Raw genomic sequence first — 22,012 nt, forward strand, 5'->3', positions numbered from 1 at the left:
TCACATTGATCACCCCCCACACCCGGGCATCCTCCCACAGCCCGGGGCCGTAATGACTATGATGATCTGAAGTAACGAATTTACTTCTAGAACCGGAGGCACGTTCATGAGCGACAACAACGCCAACCCTGAGGTCCAGGTCGAAACCACCTCGGTTTTCCGCGCTGACCTGCTCAAGGAAATGGAGTCCGGCGCGCCTGCGTCCGACAACACCGCCGTCGACAACCTGCCGGAGGGTGCGGCGCTGCTCGTCGTCAAGCGGGGCCCGAACGCCGGCGCCCGCTTCCTCCTGGACCGGGAGACCACCACGGCCGGCCGACACCCGGAGGCCGACATCTTCCTCGACGACGTCACGGTTTCGCGTCGTCACGCGGAGTTCCGCACCAACGACGGTGAATTCGAGGTCGTCGACGTGGGCTCCCTCAACGGCACCTACGTCAACCGTGAGCCGAAGAACACCCAGGTCCTCTCCACCGGCGACGAGATCCAGATCGGCAAGTTCCGTCTGGTGTTCATCGCCAACCCGAGCAAGTAAACCGGCCTCCCGTTCGCCGACGGCCCCTGTGCCCGCCTTCCCGGTCCCGATAGAGAAATGACTGGTGGGGGCGGTTTCATTGTCATGGTGAACGGCAGGCGGTGCCGTGTGTCCGTCTTCCCCGAGTAGAAATACAGCCGACCAGAACCGTGAGCGCAGTACGCAAGCCATCAGCAGCTAAGGCGGTGTCGCCGGAACAGTCCGGCGCCCCCGCAGCACGCCCGACCCAGAAGAAAGCCAGGACGATGTCCATCGGCGTCGTCCTGGAACGTCTGCGTCAGGAGTTCCCGGACGTCACCGTCTCCAAGATCCGATTCCTGGAGTCCGAGGGTCTGGTGCATCCGCAGCGCACCGCGTCCGGCTACCGCCGTTTCACGGATTCCGACGTGGAGCGTCTGCGCTACATCCTGGTCACCCAGCGTGACAACTACACCCCCCTCAAGGTGATCCGTGATCAGCTGGACGCGATGGACTCGGGCCAGGTCACTGCACTGCTTTCGGCCGGCGACGCGGAACCGATCGTCTCCCCGGAGAACTTCCGCAAGCCGGTCAAGACCCGGCTGACGGACACCGACGTCGCCGATCAGGCCAATTGCGACGTCAGCTTCATCGCTGACCTCTCCTCGGCCGGCCTGGTCACCCCGGACACCTCCGGCTTCTACACCGCCGATGACGTTCGCGTCGCCTCCACCGCCATCGCGCTGCGGGAGTTCGGCTTCGACTCCCGACTCCTCAAGCGTCTGCGCATGACCGCGGAACGTCAGGCGGACCTGCTCAGTCAGGTCGCCAAGCCGGTCGCGCGCAAGGGCGATGACACCGCCCGCGAGCGGGCGGAGGAGATGGGCCAGCAGATGACCGCGTTGGTCGTCTCCCTGCACGCGATCCTGGTCAAGAACGCGCTGAGAGCTGAGCTGGACAAATGAGCCTGATCCCCGTCGAGTATCACGGCGTCCATGTCATCGGTCCAGAGCAGTTCACCTGCGCCATCCTGCGGTGGGCCGAGGAGGACCGCATCCTGCCGGTGTGGCTGTCACCGATCGAGGGCGGCCAGCTCGCCGCGGTCGAGGAGGAGTCCGTCTCGCAGCGCCCGACCACCCATGACCTGCTCGCCGACGCCCTGGGACGCATCGATGGGGGAGTCAGCAGCATAGGCTTGACCAGCTACCACGAGGGCGTCTTCATCGCGACCCTCGTAGCCGGTGGGGAGGAGATCGACGCCCGCGCCTCGGATGCGCTGGTCCTCGCCATCCTCCTGGACATGCCGATTATGGTCGACGAGGACGTCCTGACCCAGGCCTCCCTGTTCATCCGCGATGATGAACTCACCGAGTACCTCGACATCGACGTCACCTCGCTGTCCGGTCGACTCCCGGTGGTGCCGGACGAGGACACGGTCTCCGCCTCCGGGGATGACGACGCGGATGCGGACTTCGAGGCGATGATGCGCTCGCTCGGCATGACCGAAGAGGACTTCGAAGCGGAACTGGGCATCGACCTGGAGGAGAACCTCGACGACCTCACCGACGACAGTGGCCGGGGCCTCGACGACGACGACCTGGGCAACCCCTACCGCGACGACGACAACTGAGGTTTCAGTTCCCGACTCCGGCCCACCCTGTCAATGACGGGCCGAGGAATGTGCTCCCCCTGGGGGTGGTGGTGCGGATGACACGACTGTTGTTCGGTATGACACCGGTGTGATATGGCTTAAAGTGAAAGTCAAGGCTCAGGCCTTCGGCGTGTCGCCCCTTCCGGGGTTGACCGAACGATAACCTTGACCTTTAATAAACATCACAGGCCCACCGCCTAAACCCCATGGGAGTAATTACGTGAGCACTACCCACCATACCCACCATACCCACCAGGACACCGAACGTCCGGCCACGGCCGTCCAGGAATCCCTCTTCGACATCGGCCCCGGAGAGGAGGTCGGCTACCGTGTGCCCATCGCCTGCCAGGTCGCCGGCATCACCTACCGGCAGCTGGATTACTGGGCGCGCACCGATCTGGTCAAGCCCTCCATCCGCGGCGCACGTGGTTCCGGCTCTCAGCGTCTTTACTCCTTCCGCGACATTCTCGTCCTGAAGATCGTCAAGCGTCTGCTCGACACCGGTATCTCCCTGCAGAACATCCGTCTCGCCGTCGACAAGCTGCTCGACCGGGGCGTCAACGACATCGCCGAGATCACGCTGGTCTCCGACGGCACCACCGTCTATGAGTGCCGTTCCGACGAGGAGATCATCGACCTGCTCAACGGCGGGCAGGGTGTTTTCGGCATCGCCGTGCCCGGCATCGTCAAGGAGCTCACCGGCACCATCTCCGCCTTCCCCTCCGAACGCGTCGCGGACGAGGGCAACGTCGTTTCCATGAACGAGCTCGCGGAGCGTCGTCGCCTGAGGACTTCCTAGCTCTCCACCACCACGAACGCCCCGCCTTCCCACGGTCAGCTCACGGACCTGGGGGAGGCGGGGCGTTCGTCTATTTCCTTTCTACACGCCCGATGCCTGGCGCAGCGCGTCCGGCAGGCCGCCGAGGTCGGCGACCTCGATGGACCGGTCCGCCGCCCCGGCCAGGACCGGGTCGACCGGGCCGCCACCGACGTGGACGACCACGAGATCGACGGACTCGTTCGGCCTGAAGCGGTCGGCGAAGACCTCGTCGGACATGTCTGCCTCGGTGCCGGTGGTGACCACGATGACGCGGACCGGCTGGCCGGTTTCCTGCGCCCGGGCGGTCGCGGTGTTGACCGAGGCGACCACGGCGGAACGGGACTGGGGGACCCCGGCGGTTCCGAAGCGGCCGATGGCCCGGCCAATCTCCTCCGGGGACGCGCCGAAGTCCAGGTTGGAACGGAATCCCTGGGTGACGCCGGGGTTGAGCGGGGAGGAGAAGTTCCACAGGGCGGAGCCTTGACCGGCCGCGGCCAGCGCCTCGGCGGAACCGCGGACGGCCTCACTGAGCTGGCCCATGGTGTTGGCCATGTACTGGGAGGTGTCGACGACGAAGAGGGTGCTCACCGGCGCGGCGGCGACGGGGGCCTCCTCCTCGGGGGCCGGCGCCGGAGCCGGTTCAGCCTCGGCCGGGGGCGCGTTTCTGACGGCGGTGAGAATCTCCTGGTCGACGGGCTGAACGCCCTCGGCTGGGGCGGAGTATTGCTCCTCGGCGTGGTCGACGAAGACGGCCGCGGCGCGGGACTGCTCTTCGGAGACCTCACCCGCGGCGGTCAGCGCGACGGCCCGTGCCTCGACCACGCCCAGCGCGCTGAACTCCGCGCCCGCGGCGGCCTCGGTGGCGGCAAAGCGCTCGGCCGCCGCGGCCTGCTCGCTGGTGACGTCGCGATCCCTGGCCAGCGTCGCGATGACCGCGTCCCGGTCCCCGGAGAGCGCGGAGGCCACGACCTGCGCCACCCCCGGGGCGTCGGCGACGGGGAACGTCACGGATTCCAACGTCGCGTCCGGGGCGCCGGCGACGCCCACCGGAATAGCGGCGACCGGGGTGGTGTCGGCGGTGGCGGTGCCGCGGTTCGCGTCGGCGAGGGGTCCGTCGGTGATTCCGACATAGACGGCGGCGAGGGAGACGTCGTCGACGTAGGTGGGCTGGACGCAGTAGTCGCGGACGACGGGATCGGTGGCGGCCCAGGACTCGACGAGTTCGCGGGCGGCCTGCTCGGAGGCGGCGTCGGCGGCGACCGGCAGCGTCATGTCACCCTGGATGCACTCGGTGGCCTGAGCGCCGTCGGCGTCACCGGCGAGGTCGTCGGCGCTGCCGCCGGGCCACAGCCACCAGGCGAGCAGTGCGAGGAGGGCGACCACCGCGACGACCGCGGCAATCACCCAGCTGGCCACCGAGAAGTTTTCCTTGCCGTCAGAATGACGTCCCACACTCAGCCCCTATCGTCCAGAGTTAACTAGGTCATGAGTCTAATGTCATCGGCGGTGTCGATGGCGTCGACAAGCCGTGCCCGCAGCACCTCTCCGCGGGCGGCGAGCGCGCGCTGCCTCTCGACGTACTCGGCCTTGCCCTCCGGGGTCTCGATCGCGACGACACCGAAGCCCAGTCCGCGACAGTCGTAGGGGGAGGCCTCCATGTCCAGGGTGCGGGCGTCGACCGCGAGGTCGAAGCAGTCCAGGAAGAGTTCGCCCGGCACCAGTGGCCCCAGCTTGGCGCACCACTTGTACAAATCCATGTTGACGTGGACGCAGCCAGATTGGTCGGTGGCGGGCTGGTCCACGCGCGTGAGCACCGTCAGGTTGAGGGGACGGGCCGGCTCGGTGAAGAAACGGTAGGCGTCGTAGTGCCGGCACCGGATCCGGTGGGACTCGACGACCTCGTCGGTGCCCGCCTGTCCCAGCCGCAGGGGCAGGTCGTGTCGCTGGCCGCCCCGGTAGCACATCGCCCATTCATGCAGCCCGAAGCAGTCGAAATGGGCGGGGTTGGCCCCGGAGGAGACGAGCAGGTGGCGCATGTAGGCCAGCGACTCCCCGCGGCGGGCGTGATGGGAATCGACGTCCACGCCCACGAGGTCCCCGTCCATGACCCGGTAATCGCGCCACCGCCGGTGCGGCGCCAGCCCCTCCGGGTCATGGAGCAGGACGCCGGCCCCCGGGTGCCAGCGCTTCAGGTGGGCGGGCCGGACCGGGTAGTACTCGAAGAGGAAGTCGTAGACGGGGTGCCTGCGCTGGGCGGCCCGGCGCGCCAGATGGGCCGCCGTGCGCTCGTGCGCCGCCCCTTCATGCCGGGTCTGCGCCTCCAGCCACTGCGCCGGGTCCAGGATGATCCGGTCGATCGCTGCCATGTCTCCTCCTGCCGTGCGCCTAGGAATCCTCGTGGGTCCAGTCGTTGACCGTACCGACGTACTCCTCGATGAGATCTTCCAGGGTGATCAGCCCGATCAGCTCGCCCCCGACGCGGACCTGCGCCATGTGCGCGGAGCGGCGGTGCAGCGTCCGCAGCGCCTCGTCCATCGTCGCGGTGCCGTCGACGATGCTCAGCGGGCGCAACTCGGAGCGCGGGATATGGGCGGTCTCCTCGTCGAGGGTCTCGTCGGCCATGCGCCCGAGCACGTCCTTGACGTGGATGTAGCCGAGGAGGGCGTCGTTGGTGCCGGTGACCGGGTAGCGGGAGTAGCCGGTCTCCGTCACGGCGGCGGAGACCTGCGCGATGGTCGGCCCCTTGCTCCCGTAGTCGAGGGTGCGCACGTCCGCGATGGGGATCATCACTTCGCGCAGGGAGCGGGACGCCGAGCCCAGGGCGTTGGCCAGGCGGGAGTACTCCTCGGCGTCGAGAAGCCCCTCCTGGCGTGACTCGCTGATCATGGCGGCCAGCTGCCGCGAGTCTACGGTGGCGTCGAGCTCGTCCTTCTGCTCGACGCCGACGGCGCGCAGTGTCATCCGGGCAATCCAGTTGAGCGCCTCGATGAGCGGACGGGTCAGGCGCACCCACCAGATCATTGCCGGGGCCAGCCACATCGCCAGGGATTCGGGGCCGGCGATGGCGATGTTCTTCGGAATCATCTCGCCGAAGAGAATGTGCAGCCAGGTGATGATCGCCAGGGCGATGACGAAGGAGATCGGATGGATCAGGTTCTCGGGGACGCCGAGACCGGTGAAGGGTTCCTCGATGAAGTGGGCGACGGCCGGTTCCGCGACCTTGCCGAGGACGAGGGAGGCGATGGTGATGCCGAACTGCGCGCCGGCCAGCATGATGGACAACTGCTCCGTGGCCGAGATGACGGTCCCGGCGCGCCTCCTGCCCTGGGCCAGCAGGGACTCCAGACGGTCCCGGCGCGAGGAGATCAGGGCGAACTCGCTGGCGACGAAGAAGGCGTTGAGGGCCAGGAGGACGACGACGAGGATGACGGTGGTGACGATGCCCATGACTACTTGTCCTCCCTGGTGGGTGCGGCGATCTCCGCGGCCTCCCGGTCACTGACCGGAGCCAGGATGACCTTCTCGATGCGGCGTCCGTCCATCACGGTAACCCGGGCGATCCAGCGCCCGGAGTGGGCGGCGCCGAACTCGGCGAGCAGCTGGTTGTCCGCGACCGGCAGCACGACGACGTCGCCGACCTCGGGGATGCGGCGCAGCGTGGTCATGACCAGGCCGCCGAGGGACTCGTACGGACCGTCGGGCGCCTCGTAGCCGGTGCGGCGATCCACCTCGTCGAGCCGGGCGAGTCCGGAGACCTCCCAGTTCGCGCCGAAGCGCTGGAAATCCCGCTCGTTGTCCGGCTCGTCGTGCTCGTCATAGACCTCGCCGAGGATCTCCTCGACGACGTCCTCGATGGTCACCAGGCCCGCAGTGCCGCCGTATTCGTCGGCCACGAGGACGAACTGCGAACCGGCGGAACGCACCTGCTCCAGGACGGCGTCGCCGTCGAGGCTCTCCGGAACGACGGGAACCGGCTTGGCGATGCTCCCCAGCAGCACCCTCGGTCGCTGCTCCATGGGAACGGAGAAGGCGTCTTTGACGTGGACCACGCCGATGGTCTCGTCCAGATCGCCGCGTACCACGGGGAAGCGGGAGTGCCCCGTCTCCAGGGCGATGGTGATCAGGTCGACGATGCTGTCCTCAGCACGCAGGTACTCCACGGTGGCGCGCGGGGCCATGAACTCGGCCGCGGTGGTCTGGCCGAAGCGCAGGGAACGGTCGATCATCCGCGCGGTGGCAGGTTCGAAGCTGCCGGACTCCGCCGAGGTGCGCACCAGCGACCCCAGTTCCTGCGCCGAGCGCGCCGAGGCCAGCTCATCGGCCGGCTCAATGCCGAGACGGCGGACGAACCAGTTGGCGGAGCGGTTCATCGCCTTGATGAACAGGGAGAAGAACCTGTTGAACCAGGACACCGGATGGACCACCAGGCGGGCGGTCCGCAGCGGCAGCGTGATCGCCAGATTCTTCGGCACCAGTTCACCGAAGACCATGGACAGCGTCGTCGCCACGATCAGGGCCAGCACCAGCGCGACAGTCGTCGCCGCCTCCGCACCGAGTCCCACCGCGTCGAGCAGGGGCACGAAGTATCCGGCTAGCACCGGTTCCGCGAGGAAACCGGTCGCCAGGGTCGTGACCGTGATGCCCAGCTGGGCGCCGGAGAGCACGAAGGAGAGGTTCGCGTGAGCGTGCTCGACCGCCCTGGCGGTCTTGTCGCCCCTGTCCCTGACATGTGCGTCGACCGTCGAGCGCTCCATGCCCGTCAACGCGAACTCGATGGCCACGAACAGGCCGGTGGAGGCGGTCAACAGGATGAACAGGAGCAGAGCCAGGATCGAGGTCAGGATTTCCATGGTGATGTCGTCTGCCTTCCAGAGCGGGCCGGGAGCCTACCAGCTTCGTCGGGTACGGCGCCGGCCCTGGCGTTCGTTGTTCCGGGAGGAGGAGTCGGACGTGCGCCTGTCCTCGCCGGCACCCCGACGCCGGCCCTCGGCCTTGTCTGTGCCGCCGCTTCGCGACGCCCGGCCGCCGTCACGCTGGCCACGCCCGCCGGCGTCGGCACCCCGGCGGCCACCGGCCTGGCGACGGCCACCGGCCTTCCCCTGGGCCGGCTGTCCCGGAGGCGGCAGGGGAGCACCCTCCTGGACGCGGGCCCCGGTGATCTCGGCGAGTTCGCTGGAGTCCGGCCCCACCCGGACCTCCTCCGCGTCGACGCCGGCCTTCTTCAGCAGCTGGGTGACCTCCCGGCGCTGCTCGTCCATGACGAGCGTGACGACGGTGCCCTCGGTGCCCGCGCGGGCGGTGCGGCCCGCCCGGTGGAGGTACGCCTTGTGCTCGGCGGGCGGGTCGACGTGGACGACCAGGGAGACGTCCGAGATGTCGATGCCGCGGGCGGCGATGTCGGTGGCCACCAGCACCGGAATGGAGCCATCCTGGAATCCCGTGATGGCCCGGGTACGCGCACCCTGGGACTTGTCGCCGTGGAGCCCCTGCGCCTCGATGCCCACACGGCGCAGCTTTTTGACCTGGCGGTCGACGCCGTGCTTGGTGCGCATGAACAGGATCGTCTTGCCCTCGCGCGCGGCGATGCGCAGGATGATGTCGTTCTTGGTCTCCCGGTCGCCGACGAGCAGGCGGTAGTGGGTCATGGTGTCGACGGAGGCCTGGGCCGGGGCGGTCGAGTGGGTCACCGGGTCGCGCATGTAGGCGTCGACCAGCTTCTGGACCTCGCCGTCGAGCGTGGCGGAGAAGAGCAGACGCTGCCCGCCCTTCGGGGTGAGGTTGAGCAGCTTGCGCACCTGCGGCAGGAAGCCCATGTCGGCCATCTGGTCCGCCTCGTCGAGGGCGACGAACTGGACGTTGTCGAAGAAGAGCTTCTTCTGGTTGACGAGATCCTGGGCACGGCCCGGGGTGGCGACCAGCAGGTCGACCGGGGCGGCCAGGGAACGGATCTGGTTGTTGATGTTGACGCCGCCGACCACGTCAAGGACGCGCAGGCCCAGCGAGGCCGCCGGGTCGTCGAGCCTCTCGCGGACCTGGGAGGCCAGCTCACGGGTCGGGACGAGGACGAGGCCGCGCGGGTGGCCGGGGCGCGAGGCGCCGGACTTGGCGAGCCGGGAGAGCATCGGCAGACCGAAGGTGAAGGTCTTTCCGGAGCCGGTGGGGCCACGGCCCAGCACGTCTCTGCCGGCGAGGGCGTCGGGGATCGCGGCTTCCTGGATGGGGAAGGGCTCGGTGATGCCCTGGCGCTCCAGCACCTGAACAATCGGGCGGGGAAGGCCGAGGTCGGCAAAGGTTGTCATTGCCACCACTTTAGACCGGCTACCCGAATCTGCTGAAAAGGGCGCTGTTGCGGCCCGCCCGGGCGAGCGGGCACGGGCAACGGCCCCGGGCATCGCGGTGATGCCCGGGGCCGGTTCCTCTCAGGTGCAGACCGGGTTGAGAGGGTGTCAGAGGGGGAGATCGACACCGAGACGGGCGGCGACGTCGGTGGAGGCGCCACCCGCGAGGAAGAAGCCGCCGATGAGGCCGAGGACGGCCAGCAGCGGGGCCAGGATACCGCCCACGCTGGAGAGGCTGGCCGTGGCGGAACCGTCGTCCGTGGACGGGGTGCCGGTGGAGGACAGGTCACCCTGGGTCGGGTCGACCTCGGACTCCAGCTCGCGGTCCTTCTTCGCCAGGGTGAACTGGTCGACCAGCTCGCCGGAGACCGCGTCCTTGGTGGTCACGGTCAGGCCCTGCGGAGTCACCTCGACGTTGGTGTAGTCCTGGACGTAGTCCTGATCCCAGAGGGCGGTGTAGGTGCGGATCTTCTGCTGGTCGTAGGTCTCCTGGAAGGTCAGGCCGGTATCGAATCGCGCGCCCTCCTCAAAATCGTAGAAGTCGTAGAACTTGGATCCGGAGGAGGAGTTCGCGGCGACGTAGACGACCTCGCCCTGCTTCGGGTACAGGACGTCACCAGCCTCACCGACGCCCTCGGTGACCGGCGTGAAGCCGTTCATCAGGTGGGAGCGGGTGTAGATGTGATCGTGACCGCCGAGGACCAGGTCGACGTTGAGCTCCGAGATGACCGGGGTCAGACGTTCCCTCTGATACTTGATGCGGGCGTCATCCATGTGGTACGCCTGCGAATAGGTGGAGTGGTGGTAGGTCAGGATGATCCAGTCCTTGCCCTCGCCGTGCTCGGCGACGGTGGTGCGCAGGAATTCGACGTCCTCGTCCAGGTCCTTGTAGTCGTTGGAGTCCAGCGAGAGGAACAGGGCGTTGTTGTACTCGAAGAAGTAGTTCTCGTCGACCGTGTTCGGGCGCGGGTACATCGTCTCGTAGGCGTCGATGTTGTAGTTGTCGTGGTTGCCGTTGTTGACGGCCAGACGGTAGTTTCGCAGGGTCTCCGGGGAGATGTAGGCGGAGTGCTCGTCCCAGTTGGAATGGTTGGCCTGGTCACCGGCGGAGAGGATGAAGGAGGTCTCCGGGTTCTCGGTGGTGGCTGTCGCGAGGTTGGCCTCCCAGGCCGCCAGTTCCTCGGCGCGGTCGTCGTGGGTGTTGTAGAGCTGGGTGTCGCCGAAGAAGAGGAAGTTCCACTTGTCGCCGTAGGTGCCGGTGTTGAAGGTCTGCACCTCCGACCAGCCGTCCGCCTCGGAGCCGACGCGGTAGGAGTAGGTGGTGTTCTCCGCGAGGTCGGCGACGGTGACACGGTTGACGGCGCCGGCCCGGTACTCGATGTACGCGCCCTCCTCCTTCTTGCGGGAGTCCCCCTCGGTGTTGACGATGTCGACGTTCTCGGTCTGAGCCTGGACGGTGATCGCGTCATCGAAGCTGCCGTTGACGGAGAGCTGCGCGGCCTGGCCGGTGAGGCCCTGCGCCGTGATCCAGTTGAGCATGATCTCGGACTCGCTGGCGCCGACGCCGAGGACGACGTCGTGGGGCACCGCGGTGAACGGTGCGTCACGCTCGATGCCGGAGTCGAAACCCACGGCCGGGGCGGTGAGCTCTGCCCCGAGGGTGACGTCGGCGGTGACGCCGGGGGCGGGGGACAGCCCGTCGACCGCCATCGCCGGAGTGGCGGTCAGGCCGAGGGAGACTGACGTGATGCTGGCAGTGAGCATAAGCCGAAAGCGACGGGAAAGCATGGGGAACTCCTGGTCAGATTGAATACATGACGCACCCTTTGGTGCTACGAAATATAAACCTAGTAGATTCCTGGCAGTCGCCCGGGCTTTAATTGTGGGTTGGTTGTCAGTCACCTGGCGGTTTAGTCAGTCCGTGGCCAAGAGTTCATTCGGTGGTCAGGTGGAGGACACCTCGCGGTAGCCAAACGGGGCCCTCCTTCCGTGGGGGTTCAGGACTCGGCGCAATCCGGTGGTCCGCGCAGCCACCGCGCAGCCACCGCGCATCCCGCGGCGTGTGCGCGACGGCGAAGACGTCGTCACGGCGGGCGTCGTCAAGCAGGAAACCAGAAACTCCCCCGCACCCGCCGGTGAGGCTGGGTACGGGGGAGTGGCGGGGCGGTGACTAGTCGAGCGCGGTCTCGCTGCGGTCGCCGGTCCACTCGATGTGGAAGGTGCCGTCCTTGTCGACGCGCTGGTAGGTGTGGGCGCCGAAGTAGTCGCGCTGACCCTGGATGATGGCGGCCGGGAGCCGCTCGGCACGCAGGGAGTCGTAGTAGGCGAGGGAGGAGGTGAACACCGGGGCGCCGAGGCCGAGCTGGGTGGAGTAGATGACGACGTTGCGCCAGGAATCCATCAGGCCGGCGAGCTCGCCGTTGAAGTAGGGGTCCAGCAGCAGGGACTCCAGCTCCGGGTTGGTGTCGTAGGCGTCCTTGACCTTTTCCAGGAAGACCGCGCGGATGATGCAGCCCGCGCGCCAGATCATGGCCATGTCGCCCGGGTTGATGTCCCAGTTGTTCTCCAGGGAGCCGGCCTTGATCTCGTCGAAGCCCTGGGCGTAGGCGACCAGCTTGGAGGCGTAGAGGGCCTTGCGGACCTGGTCGATGAACTCCTCCTGGGAGATGCCGAGGTCCTCGAAGCTCTTGAGGGATCCGGTGGGCAGGTTGCCCTGGGCGGCCGTGCGCTGGGACAGGGAGGAGGACAGGGCGCGGGCGAAGACGGCCTCGCCGATGCCGGTGGTCGGGACGCCCAGGTCGAGGGCCTCCTTGACGGTCCAGCGGCCGGTGCCCTTCTGGCCGGCGGCGTCGAGGATGACGTCGACGAGCGGCTTGTCGTCCTCGACGGTCTGGCGCAGCACCTCGGCGGTGATCTCGATGAGGAAGGAGTTCAGGTCGCCCTTGTTCCACTCCTCGAAGATCTCGGCGATTTCGACGGGGGTCAGGCCGGCGCCGTAGCGCAGCAGCTGGTAGGCCTCGCCGATGACCTGCATGTCGGCGTACTCGATGCCGTTGTGGACCATCTTGACGAAGTGGCCGGCGCCGTCCGGGCCGACGTGCGTCACGCACGGGGTGCCGTCCTCGGCACGGGCCGCGATCGACTCGAAGAGCGGGCCCAGGGCCTCCCAGGACTCCTTCGGGCCGCCCGGCATGATGGAGGGGCCGTTGAGCGCGCCCTCCTCGCCGCCGGAGATGCCGGCGCCGACGAAGTGCTGGTTGCGGGAGGCGATCTCCTTCTCGCGGCGAATGGTGTCGGTGAACAGGGCGTTGCCGCCGTCGATGATGATGTCGCCTTCGTCCATGGCCTCGGACAGCTGCTCGATGACGGCGTCGGTGGCTTTGCCTGCCTGGACCATGATGATGGCGCGGCGCGGCTTCTCCAGGGAGGCGACGAACTCCTCGATGGTCTCACCGGAGACGAAGTCGCCGGTCTCGCCGAAGTCCTCCATGAACTTTTCGGTCTTGCCGAAGGAGCGGTTGTAGACGGCGACCTTGTGGCCGCGGGAAGCGAAGTTGCGGGCGAGGTTGGAGCCCATGACGGCCAGTCCGACGACGCCGATCTGTGCGAGGTTCTGTTCAGTGGTCATGGTCACCATGGTAGTCACATATGGGGATCGTGTCACCAACAAAAGGCAAATAGATAACACCAATCACATCCAGATTACCCCCGTTTGGAGAGGGTCGGCAACGCTGGCCTCTGCCGTACCCTGGTGAACCATGAATCTTCAGGACTATCTCGCCACCGCAGCGCAGCGCCCCCTGACCCAGGAAGAGCTGCTCTCCCTCAACGAATCCATCCAGGGGCTCGACAAGACGCTGGGAATGCGCTACACCCACATCAGCCACGGCAGGGTACGCAGCGCGCTGCGGGTGGGCCCCCACCTGCTGCAGCCGGTCGGCCTGGTCAACGGGGGAGTCTACTGCGCCATCGGCGAGTCCACGGCGTCGGTCGCGGCCATGGTGGCCACCGGCGGACCGGTCGTCGGCGTCAACAACAACACCGATCTGATCTCTTCCGTGCGCTCCGGACTCATCGAGGCCGAGGCCCGTGCCCTCCAGACCGGCCGACGCACCCAGATCTGGGTGGTCGACATGACCAATGAGGGCCGGCTGGTCGCGCGCACGACTCTGCGCACCATGCCGGTGGGCTAGGCGACCGCCGCCGTCAGAGCCAGTGGTTGCGGCGGAACCACCACACCAGCGCCGCCATGATCACGACCATGACGGCCAGCGCGCCGTAGTATCCGTACTCCCACTCCAGTTCCGGCATGTTTCGGAAATTCATGCCGTAGATGCCGGCGATCAGCGTCGGCACCGCCGCCAGACCGACCACGGCCGAGATCGTGCGCATGTCCTTGTTCTGCTGCATCGTCACCTTGGCGACGGAGGCGTCGATGAGCGAGCTCAGGCGCGCGTCGAACCCCCCGATCCGGTCCTTGACCTGGAGTTCGGCGTCCAAAACGTCACGGAAGTAGGAGCGGATCTGCTTCGGGATGATGTCCTTGTGGTCCCGGATGAGAGCCTGCAGGGCCGGGGCCAGCGGATCGGTGGCGTGGCGCATCTCCAGGACCTCACGCTTGTACAGGTAGATCTTGTCGATGTTGAAGTTGGTGCCCGGGGTGAACACCGTCGTCTCCAGCTCGTCCACCTCGTCCTCGAGCAGCAGGCTGATGCGGACGTAATGGGCGACGAGCCGGTCGGCCAGGAGGTAGGCCAGGGCGGCCGGGCTTGTCGACGCCAGCTGCCGGTGGCGGTCCAGCTCATGCGCCCCCGGCAGCGGGGCGCTGTGGCGGACGGTGATGATGAAATTGGGCCCCAGCAGCATCTGCACCTCACCGAGCGTCTGGATCACCTCGTGCGTGTCGTCGACCTGCTCGTCGTCGGTGAAGGTGACCGAGCGGATGACGATGAACAGCTGGTCGTCGTAGCGCTCGACCTTGGGGCGCTGGTGCGCGGTGACGGCGTCGTCGACGATCAGCTCGTGGATGCCGAAAGCCTCCGCGATGTTCTCCATGTGCGCCTTCTGCGGCTCCCGGAGCCCGAGCCACACGTACCCGCCGCGTTCCTTGGCGACCTGGATGGCGTGCCGGACGGTGTAGTCGCCGGCCAGCATGTCGCCGTCGGCGAAGACCCGGCAGTGCTCGATGGAACGCTCGACGGGGACCCGAAGACGGTCACCGCGCTGCAGACCTGTGGCGGCAGACTTCTTCGCATCCGGCATGGTCGCTCCTTTACGCGGGCTGCACACTTGACTCGTCACCCGGCGGGGGACCGGTGACTCATCCTAGCCCCAGTCGGGAGGGACTACCTATATCCTGGGTCCATGCCCACTTGGAAAGAAGTCACCTCCGCCAATCCGGCACATTCGGAAAACTACGCCCGCAAATGGAAGATTCTGGAGTCCCAGGGCCAGGACATTCACGGCGAGGCACGCTTCGTCGACGCGCTCGCGGAGCGGCACTCCCGCATCCTCGACGCAGGCTGCGGCACCGGCCGACTGGGTGGCTACCTGATCAGGCAGGGCCACACCGTCGTCGGCACCGACGTCGACCCCGTTCTCATCCGCCACGCGGAAACTGACCACCCCGACGGCACCTGGTACGTCGGCGACCTGTCCTCGGATCCGATCGCCGAGGACGAGTTCGACGTCGTCGTCTCCGCCGGCAACGTCATGGGTTTCCTGGCCAAGGAGGGCCGCGAGTTCGCGCTGCAGAACATCTACGACTCCATGCGCACCTCGGGCCGCTTCGTCACCGGCTTCGGAGCCGGCCGCGGCTGGGAGTTCACGGACTTTCTGGCCACGGCGCAGAAGATCGGCTTCACGCTGGACTACCGTTTCGGCGGCTGGGATCTGGCCCCCTTCGACGAGTCCTCGACCTTCCTGGTCGCGCTGTTCACCAAACCGGGAGCGGGCGGCCACCTCCTGGCTTAGCCGCCCGGACGGCTACCAGGCGAGGTCGGCCTGGTCGAAGAATTCGCGCTCGTGCGCGCAGGCGGTGAGATACGCCCGGCGCGCCCGGGCGCGTTCCTCGTCGCTGGCCCCGGCCAGCGCCTCTTCCGCGAGGCGGATGAAGGATCGTGCCTCCGCCAGGAACTCTTCCCCGCCGTACATCGCCAGCCACGCCCGGTACGGGTGCCCGGGCCCGTTGTGTTCGGCGATGGCCAGGCCGATCTCCGCGTACAGCCAGGCGCAGGGGAGCACGGCCGCCACGCCGACGGCATAAGGTTCCACGTGTGCGGTGGCCACGAGGAAGTCCGTGTAGGCGGCGGTGACGCGGGAGAGCGGGGTCTCGGTGATGCCACGCTCGGACAGCCAGGTGTCGTGCAACGCTTTCTCGGACACCGAGCAGCCCAAGGAGGCCCGGTTCCAGGCGATCTGGCCCGGCAGATCCGGTGCCGTGGTCGCCAGCTGGCTCAGCGCCCGGGAATAGTGGTGAAGGTACTCGGCATCCTGCGCCAGGTAGAACGCGAAGTCCTCCTCCCGCAAGGAACCGTCGGCCAGGCCCGTGATGAAGGGCAGGCCCATGATCTCGGCCCAGAGATCGCCGGTGTCGTTCCACAGCGCCTCGGTGTGCGGGCCGGCGGGCCGGAGGCGCGGGATGGGCGGGGCGAGAGCGGAGACGTAGTCGGCGGTCATTTCCGGCCACGGGACGGTGCTGGCGGCGTCGGCGAGCCTGCGTGCCCGCCGTGCGTGATGGACGGGACCGTTGCCGAGTCCGACATGGAGGGAACCGGCGGCGACGATGGCCTCGTGCAGCCAGCGGCTCGACCACTCCAGCGCCGTCGCGGTGTCCTCCCCCCGGCCGAGGCGGGTCGCCAACGCGGAGGACAGCGAGCAGCCGGTGCCATGGGTGTGCGGCGTGTCGACGCGCGGAACGTGGACCCGGTGCACCTCGCCGCCCGGCGTGACGACGGCGTTGTCGGCGAGCGGGCCCCGGAGGTGACCGCCCTTGACGATGACGGTCGCGTCGACCTCCCGGGCGAAGGGCAGCGCCTGCCCGACGGCCTCCTCGAAGGTGGCCGCCTCCGGCCGGCCGGTGAGCACGCCCAGCTCCTTGAGGTTGGGGGTGATCAGGTCGACGTCGCGACAGAAATCGCGGATCTCGGCCTCGGCGTCTGCCTCCAGGAGCCGGTGCCCGCTGGTGGAGACCATCACCGGATCCAGGACGACGACCGGTGGGCGGGTGTCCGCCAGCCACCCGCGAACGGTCTCGATGGCGCCGACGCCGCCGAGCATGCCGATCTTCACGGCGTCGACGGTGACGTCCTCGGAGACCGAGTCCAGCTGCTGGCGCAGGAACTGCTCCGGCGGGGTGTGGATGCCACGCACGCCGAGGGTGTTCTGCGCGACCAGCGCCGTCACCACGGTCATGCCGTACCCGCCGGCGGCCTCGATGGCCTTCATGTCGGCCTGGACGCCCGCGCCGCCCGTCGGATCCGTCCCGGCGATGGACAACACCCGGGGAATGGCCCGCCCCCGGGTCTCGACGGCGGTGGTGGTGGCTGACGGGGAAAAAGCAGGTGTGTCACTCATGACAATCCCTTCGCTAGTACGAACTAGAGCAGGTTCAATGGGTGTGTTCTCAGCCCGGGGAGACGTCGATGTCTCCCCGGGCACCCCAATGTCCGTGGCACCGACGATAACAAAGAAGGAAAAAGCGAGGCGCGCCTCCACCGGGTGGTACCCCCGGGGAAGCGCGCGACGACGGGCGCCTAAACGGTGGTGGCGCGGGCCTCGGCCTCCAGCTTGTTCTGACGGCTGATGTTGCGGCGGGCGATGCGCTGCTGCTTGGTGATGTTGAAACCCGGACGGTCACGGGAGACGACGTTCTGGACCCAGTTGATCACGGCGACGAGACGGTTGCGGAACCCGTAGAGGAAGCCGGCGTGGACGACGAGCCAGCCCAGCCAGCCGATCAGGCCGGTGAACTCGACCTTGTCCATCTTGATGACCGCGTTGCCGCGGTTGATGATGGCCATCGATCCCTTGTCGAAGTAGGAGAAGTCCTTCTCGGCTGCCGGGAAGGTCTCCGAGTCGCCGGCCTCGAGGTAGGCCATGATGCGCTCGGCCGCGTACTCTCCGGACTGGATGCCGCCCTGGGCCAGGCCCGGGGTGCCGTTGCCCATCATGTCGCCGGTGATGAAGACGGTCTTGTCCTCGCCGACGGTGAGGTCGCCGTTGACCTTGACGCGGCCGGCACGGTCGGACTCGGCGCCAAGCTGGTCGGCGACCATCTTGCCCAGCGGGTTGGCCTGGACGCCCGCCGACCACACCTTGGTGTAGGCGGTGATGGTGTGCTCCTGGCCGTTCTTGTCCTTGTAGGTGACGGAGTTGTCGTCGACGTTGGTCACCAGGGCGCTCAGGCGCACATCGACGCCGGCGCGCTCCAGGGTGCGCTGCGAGTAGCGGCCCAGACGCTTGCCGAAGGGCGGCAGCACCTGCGGGGCGCCGTCGAGCAGGATGATCTTCGCGTCGGACGGGTTCAGACGCGTGTACTGGTCCTGCATCGAACGGCGGGCCATCTCGCTGAACTGGCCGGCCAGCTCGACGCCGGTGGGGCCCGCGCCGACGATCACGAAGGTGAGCAGACGTTCGCGCTCAGCGGGATCCTCGGTGAGTTCCGCCTCCTCGAAGGCGTGCACGAAGGCCGCGCGGATCTCGAGGGCCACGTCGACGGTCTTCAGCCCCGGCGCGAACTCGGCGAAGTGGTCGTTGCCGAAGTACCCCTGGTCGGAACCGGCGCCGAGCAGGAGGTAGTCGTACTCGTAGCTGTGCTCGAGATCATCGAGGTTGGCCGTGACCACCTTGGCGGTGGTGTCGATGTCGGTGACGGTGCCCTGGACGATGCGGATATTGTCCTGCTTGCGGAAAATCTGGCGCAGCGGGGCGGCGACCTCCGAGGAGGAGAGCAGACCGGTGGCAACCTGGTAAAGGAGGGGCTGGAACAGGAAGTAATTGTTGCGGTCGATGAGCGTGATGTCGATGTCGGCGTCCGCGAGCTTCTTGGCGGCGTAGACCCCGGCGAAGCCACCGCCGACGATTACGAGGTGCTTCCGATTTCCTTCGGGCCGGTAAGCCTGCTCAGTCATGGATCCCTTGCTCCTTATACTGGATTGTCACGTGCTGTAGTTCAGTGTGCCTGAGACGAGATGCGGGTGTGCTCGATCGTCCTTATACAGAACGAGCATACTCTTTTAATGGTAATACGCGATAGGGGACAGAAGATGACGCTGGAACACCTCGTCACGATCAACGCCGAGGAGTGGCCGGGCGTCGCTTCCGTGCCGACGGGAGTGTGGATGCCCGTTCGTGCCCGGAAAGCTGAAGCTAATTTTGCCCGCGTCTGTCGCACATTGGAAATCACGTTGTCGGGGGACGCCGACGTCCGCGTCGAGCACGAGGCGCTGTTTCTTCGAATCGCAGAATCGGGATGGACCGGATTCGCGGAATCCTACATGGCCGGCGAGTGGCGCACCCGTGACGACAACACCCTCGTGGAGGTGCTCGCGAAACTCATCGCGCACGGCTACCGGCCGAAAACCCCCACGGTGCCGACGCTGCGCGCCCTCGGGCAGTTGCCGCCGGCACTGGTCCGGTTGTTCTCCGGGGATGGCACGAGCGCCTTCAACGCCACCTACGCATCGGGGGTGGCCACGACCGTCCGACATTCAGTTCCCAGTCATGTTCCGGGGGCAGGCAGGGGGCAGGAGCCCGCGCACCATTTTGTCGACGTGACCACCGTGGGGGAACCCGTTTCGGTGGAGCGCGCGGACCTGGCCGACGGTCAGGCGCGGGCCGCGGAACGGCTGCTGGCCCAGGCGCATGTACGGGAAAGCTCCCATGTTCTCGTTTTTCCGGCCTCGGGCGGCCAGGTGGAAATGGCCGCCGTCTCCGCCAGGGCGACCGTCGACGCCGTCACCTCCGATCGTCCGATGTACGAGGCGATGGGCGAAAGGCTCGTTCTCTCGGGGATTGCTGACGCGGTGCACCTCGAGTTCGTCGACGACCTTCGCCTGTGGCGCGGCCGCTACGACTCCATCGTCAGCGCGGAGGCGCTGGAGACGATGGCCGGCACCCAGCGCGACGAGTATATCCGGGCGATCGACCGCATGCTGGCCACCGGAGGTCGGGCCGCCCTGCAGACGACGGTCGCCACCGAGACATTCTCAAGGGCCGCCAGGGACGCGGTCCAGGCCCTGCGCGCCTACATCTGGCCGGGCCTGGAAATGTCCACCGAGGAGGAACTCCACCGTCTCGTCGACCGCCGGACGAATCTGCGTATCGTGAGCCAGGCGCACCTAGGGCGGCACCACGAGCTCAGCGTGGCCGCCCAGCGTGAGCAGTTCGCCAGCCGCTCCCGCGAGGCGGCCGCAGAGGGTTTCGACGTGGTGCTCCGTCGTCTCATGACCTATCAGTTCGCCCTCCGTGAGGCGCTGCTGAGGCTGGACATGATCGACGGCGTGGTGCTGGGACTGGTTCACCGCAACCGTGGCGGCAGGCGTTAGCGCGGACCGCTGAACGGAAAACGGGGCAGGAGTCCTCACAGTCTTCTGTGAGGAGATGCGACGGTGAACCCCGGACAATGGGCATACGCTGAGATGCAGGACACATTTCCGCCCGGTCGGTAGCAGAAGGAGTTCACCATGGCCCCAACGGATCAGCCCTACGTCATCGTCGGCGGGGGAGTCGCGGCCGACAAGGCGGCGCGTGCGATCAGGGAGAGGGACCCGGAGGCTGACATCGCCATCTACACAGAGTCGGTCTACGGCCCGGTGTACCGTCCCGCGCTGAGCAAGGATCTGTGGGTTGGCGACAAGTCGGACATCGCGTCCCAGGACCTGGGGACCGCGGAGGTCGCGACGCTGCACACCGGGGTGAGGGTCACCGATCTCGACCCGGACACGAAGACTGTGACACTGGATTCCGGTGAGGCGGTCGCTTACGGCAAGCTCCTGCTGGCCACCGGAGCCTCCTCCGCCAACTTCTTTGACGAGGTCGATGGAGCGGTTCTCTTCCGTACGGCGGAAGACTACGAGGCGCTGCGCGCGAGGGTGTCCGAGGGTACCGAGGTCGTCATCGTCGGCGGCGGTTACATAGCCACTGAGATGGCGGCGGCCCTGGCCACCGTCGGCGCGAAGGTCACCGTCTACTTCCCGGGCGCGAAGCTGCTGGAACGGCTTTTCCCGCCGAAGCTGCTGGATATCATCGAGACGAAGTATGTGGACAAGGGCGTCACTCTGGTGCCCGACGCCTTCGTCAGCGAGGTCACCGAGGGCCCAACCCTCATCTTCCGGAACGGCGACACCGTCACCGCCGACCTCGTCCTCCTTGCCCTGGGCGCACGACTGAACACCGGCCTGGCGGAGAAAGCGGGGCTGCGGATGGTGGACCGTGCCGTCGAGGTCGATGACCACATGCGCTCCTCGGCTCCGGACGTCTACGTCGCCGGTGACCTGGCCAACTATCCCGACGTCCGACTCGGCCGCCGCCACGTCGAGCACGTCGACCAGGCGGAGCGCACCGGTGCCCTTGCCGGTGCGAACATGGCCGGCGGTGACGAGACCTACGATTACACGCCCATCTTCTGGTCCGACATGTTCGACCTGGGCTATGAGGCGGTCGGCGACCTGAATTCCTCGCTGACCATGCGTGAGTTCCACAACGAGGAGGATTCCTCAGCAGTCGTCTGGTACCTCGATGACGGGAACGACGTCCGGGGAGTGCTGCTGTGGAACACCTGGGGCAAGACCAAGGTCGCGCGCCAGTACCTGGGTAAGCCGGCGCCGGCGGACCTCGGGGAAATCATCATCCCGGGGGAGTGATGAGGAGGGGCGGGGACGGGCCGGCCCCGGCAGCGTTTCAGCCGAGCCGCAGGTTGTCGATCAGGCGCACCGGGCCGACCCGCAGCGCGCCCAATGCCAGGGCCGGGCGCTTCGTCGTCTCCCCGAAGTCCGCGGGATCCACGACGACGAGGTAGTCGAGTTCGACGTTGGCGTTGGCGTCGATGAGCGCGCGTGCCTCGTCGACGGAGGAGCCGTCGGCCAGCAGTCGCAGCGCCTGGGGCAGGACCAGGGCGGCGTCCCGTTCGGCGGGGGAGAGCCGCTGGTTGCGGCTGGATTCGGCGAGGCCGTCCGGGGCCCGGACGATCGGCGCGGCGACGACCTCGACGTCCAGGTTGAGGTCGGTGACCAGGCGCCGGATGATCGCCAGCTGCTGGGCGTCCTTCTCTCCGAAGTAGGCGCGGTGCGGATGGATCAGGGTGAATAGTTTGGTCACCACGGTCGCGACGCCATCGAAGTGGCCGGGGCGGGAAGCTCCCTCCAGCACCGTTCCCATCGTTCCCGTCGTCACGCTGATCTGCGGGGTTCCGCCAGGATACATGTCCTCGACGGCCGGGGCGAAGAGATAATCGGCCCCGTAACGCTGCGCCAGCTCCGCGTCGGCGTCGAGATCCCGGGGATAGTTCACGTAGTCGTCCTCCTCGCCGAACTGGAGGGGGTTGACGAAGTCGCTGACGACGACGACGTCGTTGTCTTCCCTGGCCAGCGATATCAGTGAACCGTGGCCGTCGTGGAGCGCGCCCATGGTTGGCACCAGACCAACGGAGCCGCCGAGGGCACGGAAATCAGGGAGGTCGGCGAGAGAGCGGATGATCTGCATGTTCGGCA

The 22,012-nt window shown here is 67.3% G+C and carries 19 protein-coding genes and 1 riboswitch; of the genes, 8 read left to right on the plus strand and 11 right to left on the minus strand.

The window, feature by feature from the left end; translation table 11 throughout:
* The first annotated feature begins 106 nt into the window (after window positions 1-106).
* From odhI to CGUA_RS06520, 4 genes are all read left to right on the plus strand, one after another.
* Window positions 107-535: an oxoglutarate dehydrogenase inhibitor Odhl gene (gene odhI, locus CGUA_RS06505; protein WP_290198255.1), complete on the plus strand. Its 429-nt coding sequence runs from the start codon at window positions 107-109 to the stop codon at window positions 533-535.
* Between the two features lie 245 nt (window positions 536-780).
* Window positions 781-1,458, plus strand: coding sequence for a transcriptional regulator FtsR (gene ftsR / locus CGUA_RS06510; RefSeq protein WP_290198334.1), 678 nt, complete (start codon window positions 781-783; stop codon window positions 1,456-1,458).
* Complete coding sequence (locus CGUA_RS06515) at window positions 1,455-2,123, plus strand: bifunctional nuclease family protein (RefSeq protein WP_290198256.1); 669 nt, start codon at window positions 1,455-1,457, stop codon at window positions 2,121-2,123. Before ftsR ends, CGUA_RS06515 begins: the two co-directional genes overlap by 4 nt.
* Window positions 2,124-2,364: 241 nt before the next feature.
* The gene (locus tag CGUA_RS06520; protein WP_290198257.1) at window positions 2,365-2,943 is read left to right on the plus strand and encodes a MerR family transcriptional regulator; all 579 of its coding nucleotides are present in this window, start codon (window positions 2,365-2,367) and stop codon (window positions 2,941-2,943) included.
* 81 nt (window positions 2,944-3,024) lie between these two features.
* Here CGUA_RS06520 and CGUA_RS06525 read toward each other — a convergent pair whose 3' ends face one another.
* The 7 genes from CGUA_RS06525 to gnd form a co-directional block, all read right to left on the minus strand.
* The gene (locus tag CGUA_RS06525) at window positions 3,025-4,416 is read right to left on the minus strand and encodes a hypothetical protein (RefSeq protein ID WP_290198258.1); all 1,392 of its coding nucleotides are present in this window, start codon (window positions 4,414-4,416) and stop codon (window positions 3,025-3,027) included.
* A 26-nt stretch (window positions 4,417-4,442) separates the two neighbouring features.
* Window positions 4,443-5,330: a 3-methyladenine DNA glycosylase gene (locus CGUA_RS06530; RefSeq protein ID WP_290198259.1), complete on the minus strand. Its 888-nt coding sequence runs from the start codon at window positions 5,328-5,330 to the stop codon at window positions 4,443-4,445.
* Window positions 5,331-5,349: 19 nt separating this feature from the next.
* Entirely contained in the window at window positions 5,350-6,411 is a 1,062-nt protein-coding gene (locus tag CGUA_RS06535) for a hemolysin family protein (protein WP_290198260.1), read from the minus strand.
* A 2-nt stretch (window positions 6,412-6,413) separates the two neighbouring features.
* Window positions 6,414-7,814, minus strand: a complete 1,401-nt coding sequence (locus CGUA_RS06540; protein ID WP_290198261.1) for a hemolysin family protein — start codon at window positions 7,812-7,814, stop codon at window positions 6,414-6,416.
* Between the two features lie 36 nt (window positions 7,815-7,850).
* Complete coding sequence (locus CGUA_RS06545; protein WP_290198262.1) at window positions 7,851-9,263, minus strand: DEAD/DEAH box helicase; 1,413 nt, start codon at window positions 9,261-9,263, stop codon at window positions 7,851-7,853.
* Between the two features lie 147 nt (window positions 9,264-9,410).
* Complete coding sequence (locus CGUA_RS06550; RefSeq protein ID WP_290198263.1) at window positions 9,411-11,066, minus strand: purple acid phosphatase family protein; 1,656 nt, start codon at window positions 11,064-11,066, stop codon at window positions 9,411-9,413.
* Between the two features lie 406 nt (window positions 11,067-11,472).
* On the minus strand, window positions 11,473-12,930 hold the full coding sequence (gnd, locus tag CGUA_RS06555) for an NADP-dependent phosphogluconate dehydrogenase (RefSeq protein ID WP_290198264.1): 1,458 nt from the start codon (window positions 12,928-12,930) through the stop codon (window positions 11,473-11,475).
* 130 nt (window positions 12,931-13,060) lie between these two features.
* On the opposite strand from gnd, the gene CGUA_RS06560 reads away from it, so the two are divergent.
* On the plus strand, window positions 13,061-13,495 hold the full coding sequence (locus CGUA_RS06560) for a PaaI family thioesterase (protein ID WP_290198265.1): 435 nt from the start codon (window positions 13,061-13,063) through the stop codon (window positions 13,493-13,495).
* Window positions 13,496-13,508: 13 nt separating this feature from the next.
* Here CGUA_RS06560 and CGUA_RS06565 read toward each other — a convergent pair whose 3' ends face one another.
* Window positions 13,509-14,564: a magnesium and cobalt transport protein CorA gene (locus CGUA_RS06565; RefSeq protein WP_290198266.1), complete on the minus strand. Its 1,056-nt coding sequence runs from the start codon at window positions 14,562-14,564 to the stop codon at window positions 13,509-13,511.
* 102 nt (window positions 14,565-14,666) lie between these two features.
* Between CGUA_RS06565 and CGUA_RS06570 the strand changes: the two genes are divergently transcribed.
* Window positions 14,667-15,275: a class I SAM-dependent methyltransferase gene (locus CGUA_RS06570; RefSeq protein WP_290198267.1), complete on the plus strand. Its 609-nt coding sequence runs from the start codon at window positions 14,667-14,669 to the stop codon at window positions 15,273-15,275.
* A gap of 12 nt (window positions 15,276-15,287) precedes the next feature.
* Here CGUA_RS06570 and CGUA_RS06575 read toward each other — a convergent pair whose 3' ends face one another.
* On the minus strand, window positions 15,288-16,877 hold the full coding sequence (locus CGUA_RS06575) for a bifunctional hydroxymethylpyrimidine kinase/phosphomethylpyrimidine kinase (RefSeq protein WP_290198268.1): 1,590 nt from the start codon (window positions 16,875-16,877) through the stop codon (window positions 15,288-15,290).
* A riboswitch (TPP riboswitch) is annotated at window positions 16,866-16,975 on the minus strand. (Overlaps the previous gene by 12 nt.)
* An 81-nt stretch (window positions 16,976-17,056) precedes the next feature.
* Window positions 17,057-18,433, minus strand: coding sequence for an NAD(P)/FAD-dependent oxidoreductase (locus CGUA_RS06580; RefSeq protein WP_290198269.1), 1,377 nt, complete (start codon window positions 18,431-18,433; stop codon window positions 17,057-17,059).
* 135 nt (window positions 18,434-18,568) lie between these two features.
* On the opposite strand from CGUA_RS06580, the gene CGUA_RS06585 reads away from it, so the two are divergent.
* Both CGUA_RS06585 and CGUA_RS06590 read left to right on the plus strand, forming a co-directional pair.
* A complete protein-coding gene (locus CGUA_RS06585) occupies window positions 18,569-19,849 on the plus strand; it encodes an SAM-dependent methyltransferase (RefSeq protein ID WP_290198270.1) in 1,281 nt (426 codons plus the stop codon).
* Between the two features lie 138 nt (window positions 19,850-19,987).
* Complete coding sequence (locus CGUA_RS06590; RefSeq protein WP_290198271.1) at window positions 19,988-21,166, plus strand: NAD(P)/FAD-dependent oxidoreductase; 1,179 nt, start codon at window positions 19,988-19,990, stop codon at window positions 21,164-21,166.
* 37 nt (window positions 21,167-21,203) lie between these two features.
* Here CGUA_RS06590 and panC read toward each other — a convergent pair whose 3' ends face one another.
* Complete coding sequence (gene panC, locus CGUA_RS06595) at window positions 21,204-22,004, minus strand: pantoate--beta-alanine ligase (protein WP_290198272.1); 801 nt, start codon at window positions 22,002-22,004, stop codon at window positions 21,204-21,206.
* Between the last annotated feature and the right edge of the window lie 8 nt (window positions 22,005-22,012).

This window comes from Corynebacterium guangdongense (assembly GCF_030408915.1).
In the GTDB taxonomy this organism is placed as follows: domain Bacteria; phylum Actinomycetota; class Actinomycetes; order Mycobacteriales; family Mycobacteriaceae; genus Corynebacterium; species Corynebacterium guangdongense.

Excerpts from the sequence above, each read along its gene's own strand:
- odhI (WP_290198255.1), top strand. The coding sequence starts at position 107 with ATGAGCGACAACAACGCCAACCCTGAGGTCCAGGTCGAAACCACCTCG.
- ftsR (WP_290198334.1), top strand. The coding sequence starts at position 781 with ATGTCCATCGGCGTCGTCCTGGAACGTCTGCGTCAGGAGTTCCCGGAC.
- CGUA_RS06515 (WP_290198256.1), top strand. The coding sequence starts at position 1,455 with ATGAGCCTGATCCCCGTCGAGTATCACGGCGTCCATGTCATCGGTCCA.
- CGUA_RS06530 (WP_290198259.1), bottom strand. The coding sequence starts at position 5,330 with ATGGCAGCGATCGACCGGATCATCCTGGACCCGGCGCAGTGGCTGGAG.
- CGUA_RS06535 (WP_290198260.1), bottom strand. The coding sequence starts at position 6,411 with ATGGGCATCGTCACCACCGTCATCCTCGTCGTCGTCCTCCTGGCCCTC.
- CGUA_RS06540 (WP_290198261.1), bottom strand. The coding sequence starts at position 7,814 with ATGGAAATCCTGACCTCGATCCTGGCTCTGCTCCTGTTCATCCTGTTG.
- CGUA_RS06545 (WP_290198262.1), bottom strand. The coding sequence starts at position 9,263 with ATGACAACCTTTGCCGACCTCGGCCTTCCCCGCCCGATTGTTCAGGTG.
- CGUA_RS06550 (WP_290198263.1), bottom strand. The coding sequence starts at position 11,066 with ATGCTCACTGCCAGCATCACGTCAGTCTCCCTCGGCCTGACCGCCACT.
- gnd (WP_290198264.1), bottom strand. The coding sequence starts at position 12,930 with ATGACCACTGAACAGAACCTCGCACAGATCGGCGTCGTCGGACTGGCC.
- CGUA_RS06560 (WP_290198265.1), top strand. The coding sequence starts at position 13,061 with ATGAATCTTCAGGACTATCTCGCCACCGCAGCGCAGCGCCCCCTGACC.
- CGUA_RS06565 (WP_290198266.1), bottom strand. The coding sequence starts at position 14,564 with ATGCCGGATGCGAAGAAGTCTGCCGCCACAGGTCTGCAGCGCGGTGAC.
- CGUA_RS06570 (WP_290198267.1), top strand. The coding sequence starts at position 14,667 with ATGCCCACTTGGAAAGAAGTCACCTCCGCCAATCCGGCACATTCGGAA.
- CGUA_RS06575 (WP_290198268.1), bottom strand. The coding sequence starts at position 16,877 with ATGAGTGACACACCTGCTTTTTCCCCGTCAGCCACCACCACCGCCGTC.
- CGUA_RS06580 (WP_290198269.1), bottom strand. The coding sequence starts at position 18,433 with ATGACTGAGCAGGCTTACCGGCCCGAAGGAAATCGGAAGCACCTCGTA.
- CGUA_RS06585 (WP_290198270.1), top strand. The coding sequence starts at position 18,569 with ATGACGCTGGAACACCTCGTCACGATCAACGCCGAGGAGTGGCCGGGC.
- CGUA_RS06590 (WP_290198271.1), top strand. The coding sequence starts at position 19,988 with ATGGCCCCAACGGATCAGCCCTACGTCATCGTCGGCGGGGGAGTCGCG.
- panC (WP_290198272.1), bottom strand. The coding sequence starts at position 22,004 with ATGCAGATCATCCGCTCTCTCGCCGACCTCCCTGATTTCCGTGCCCTC.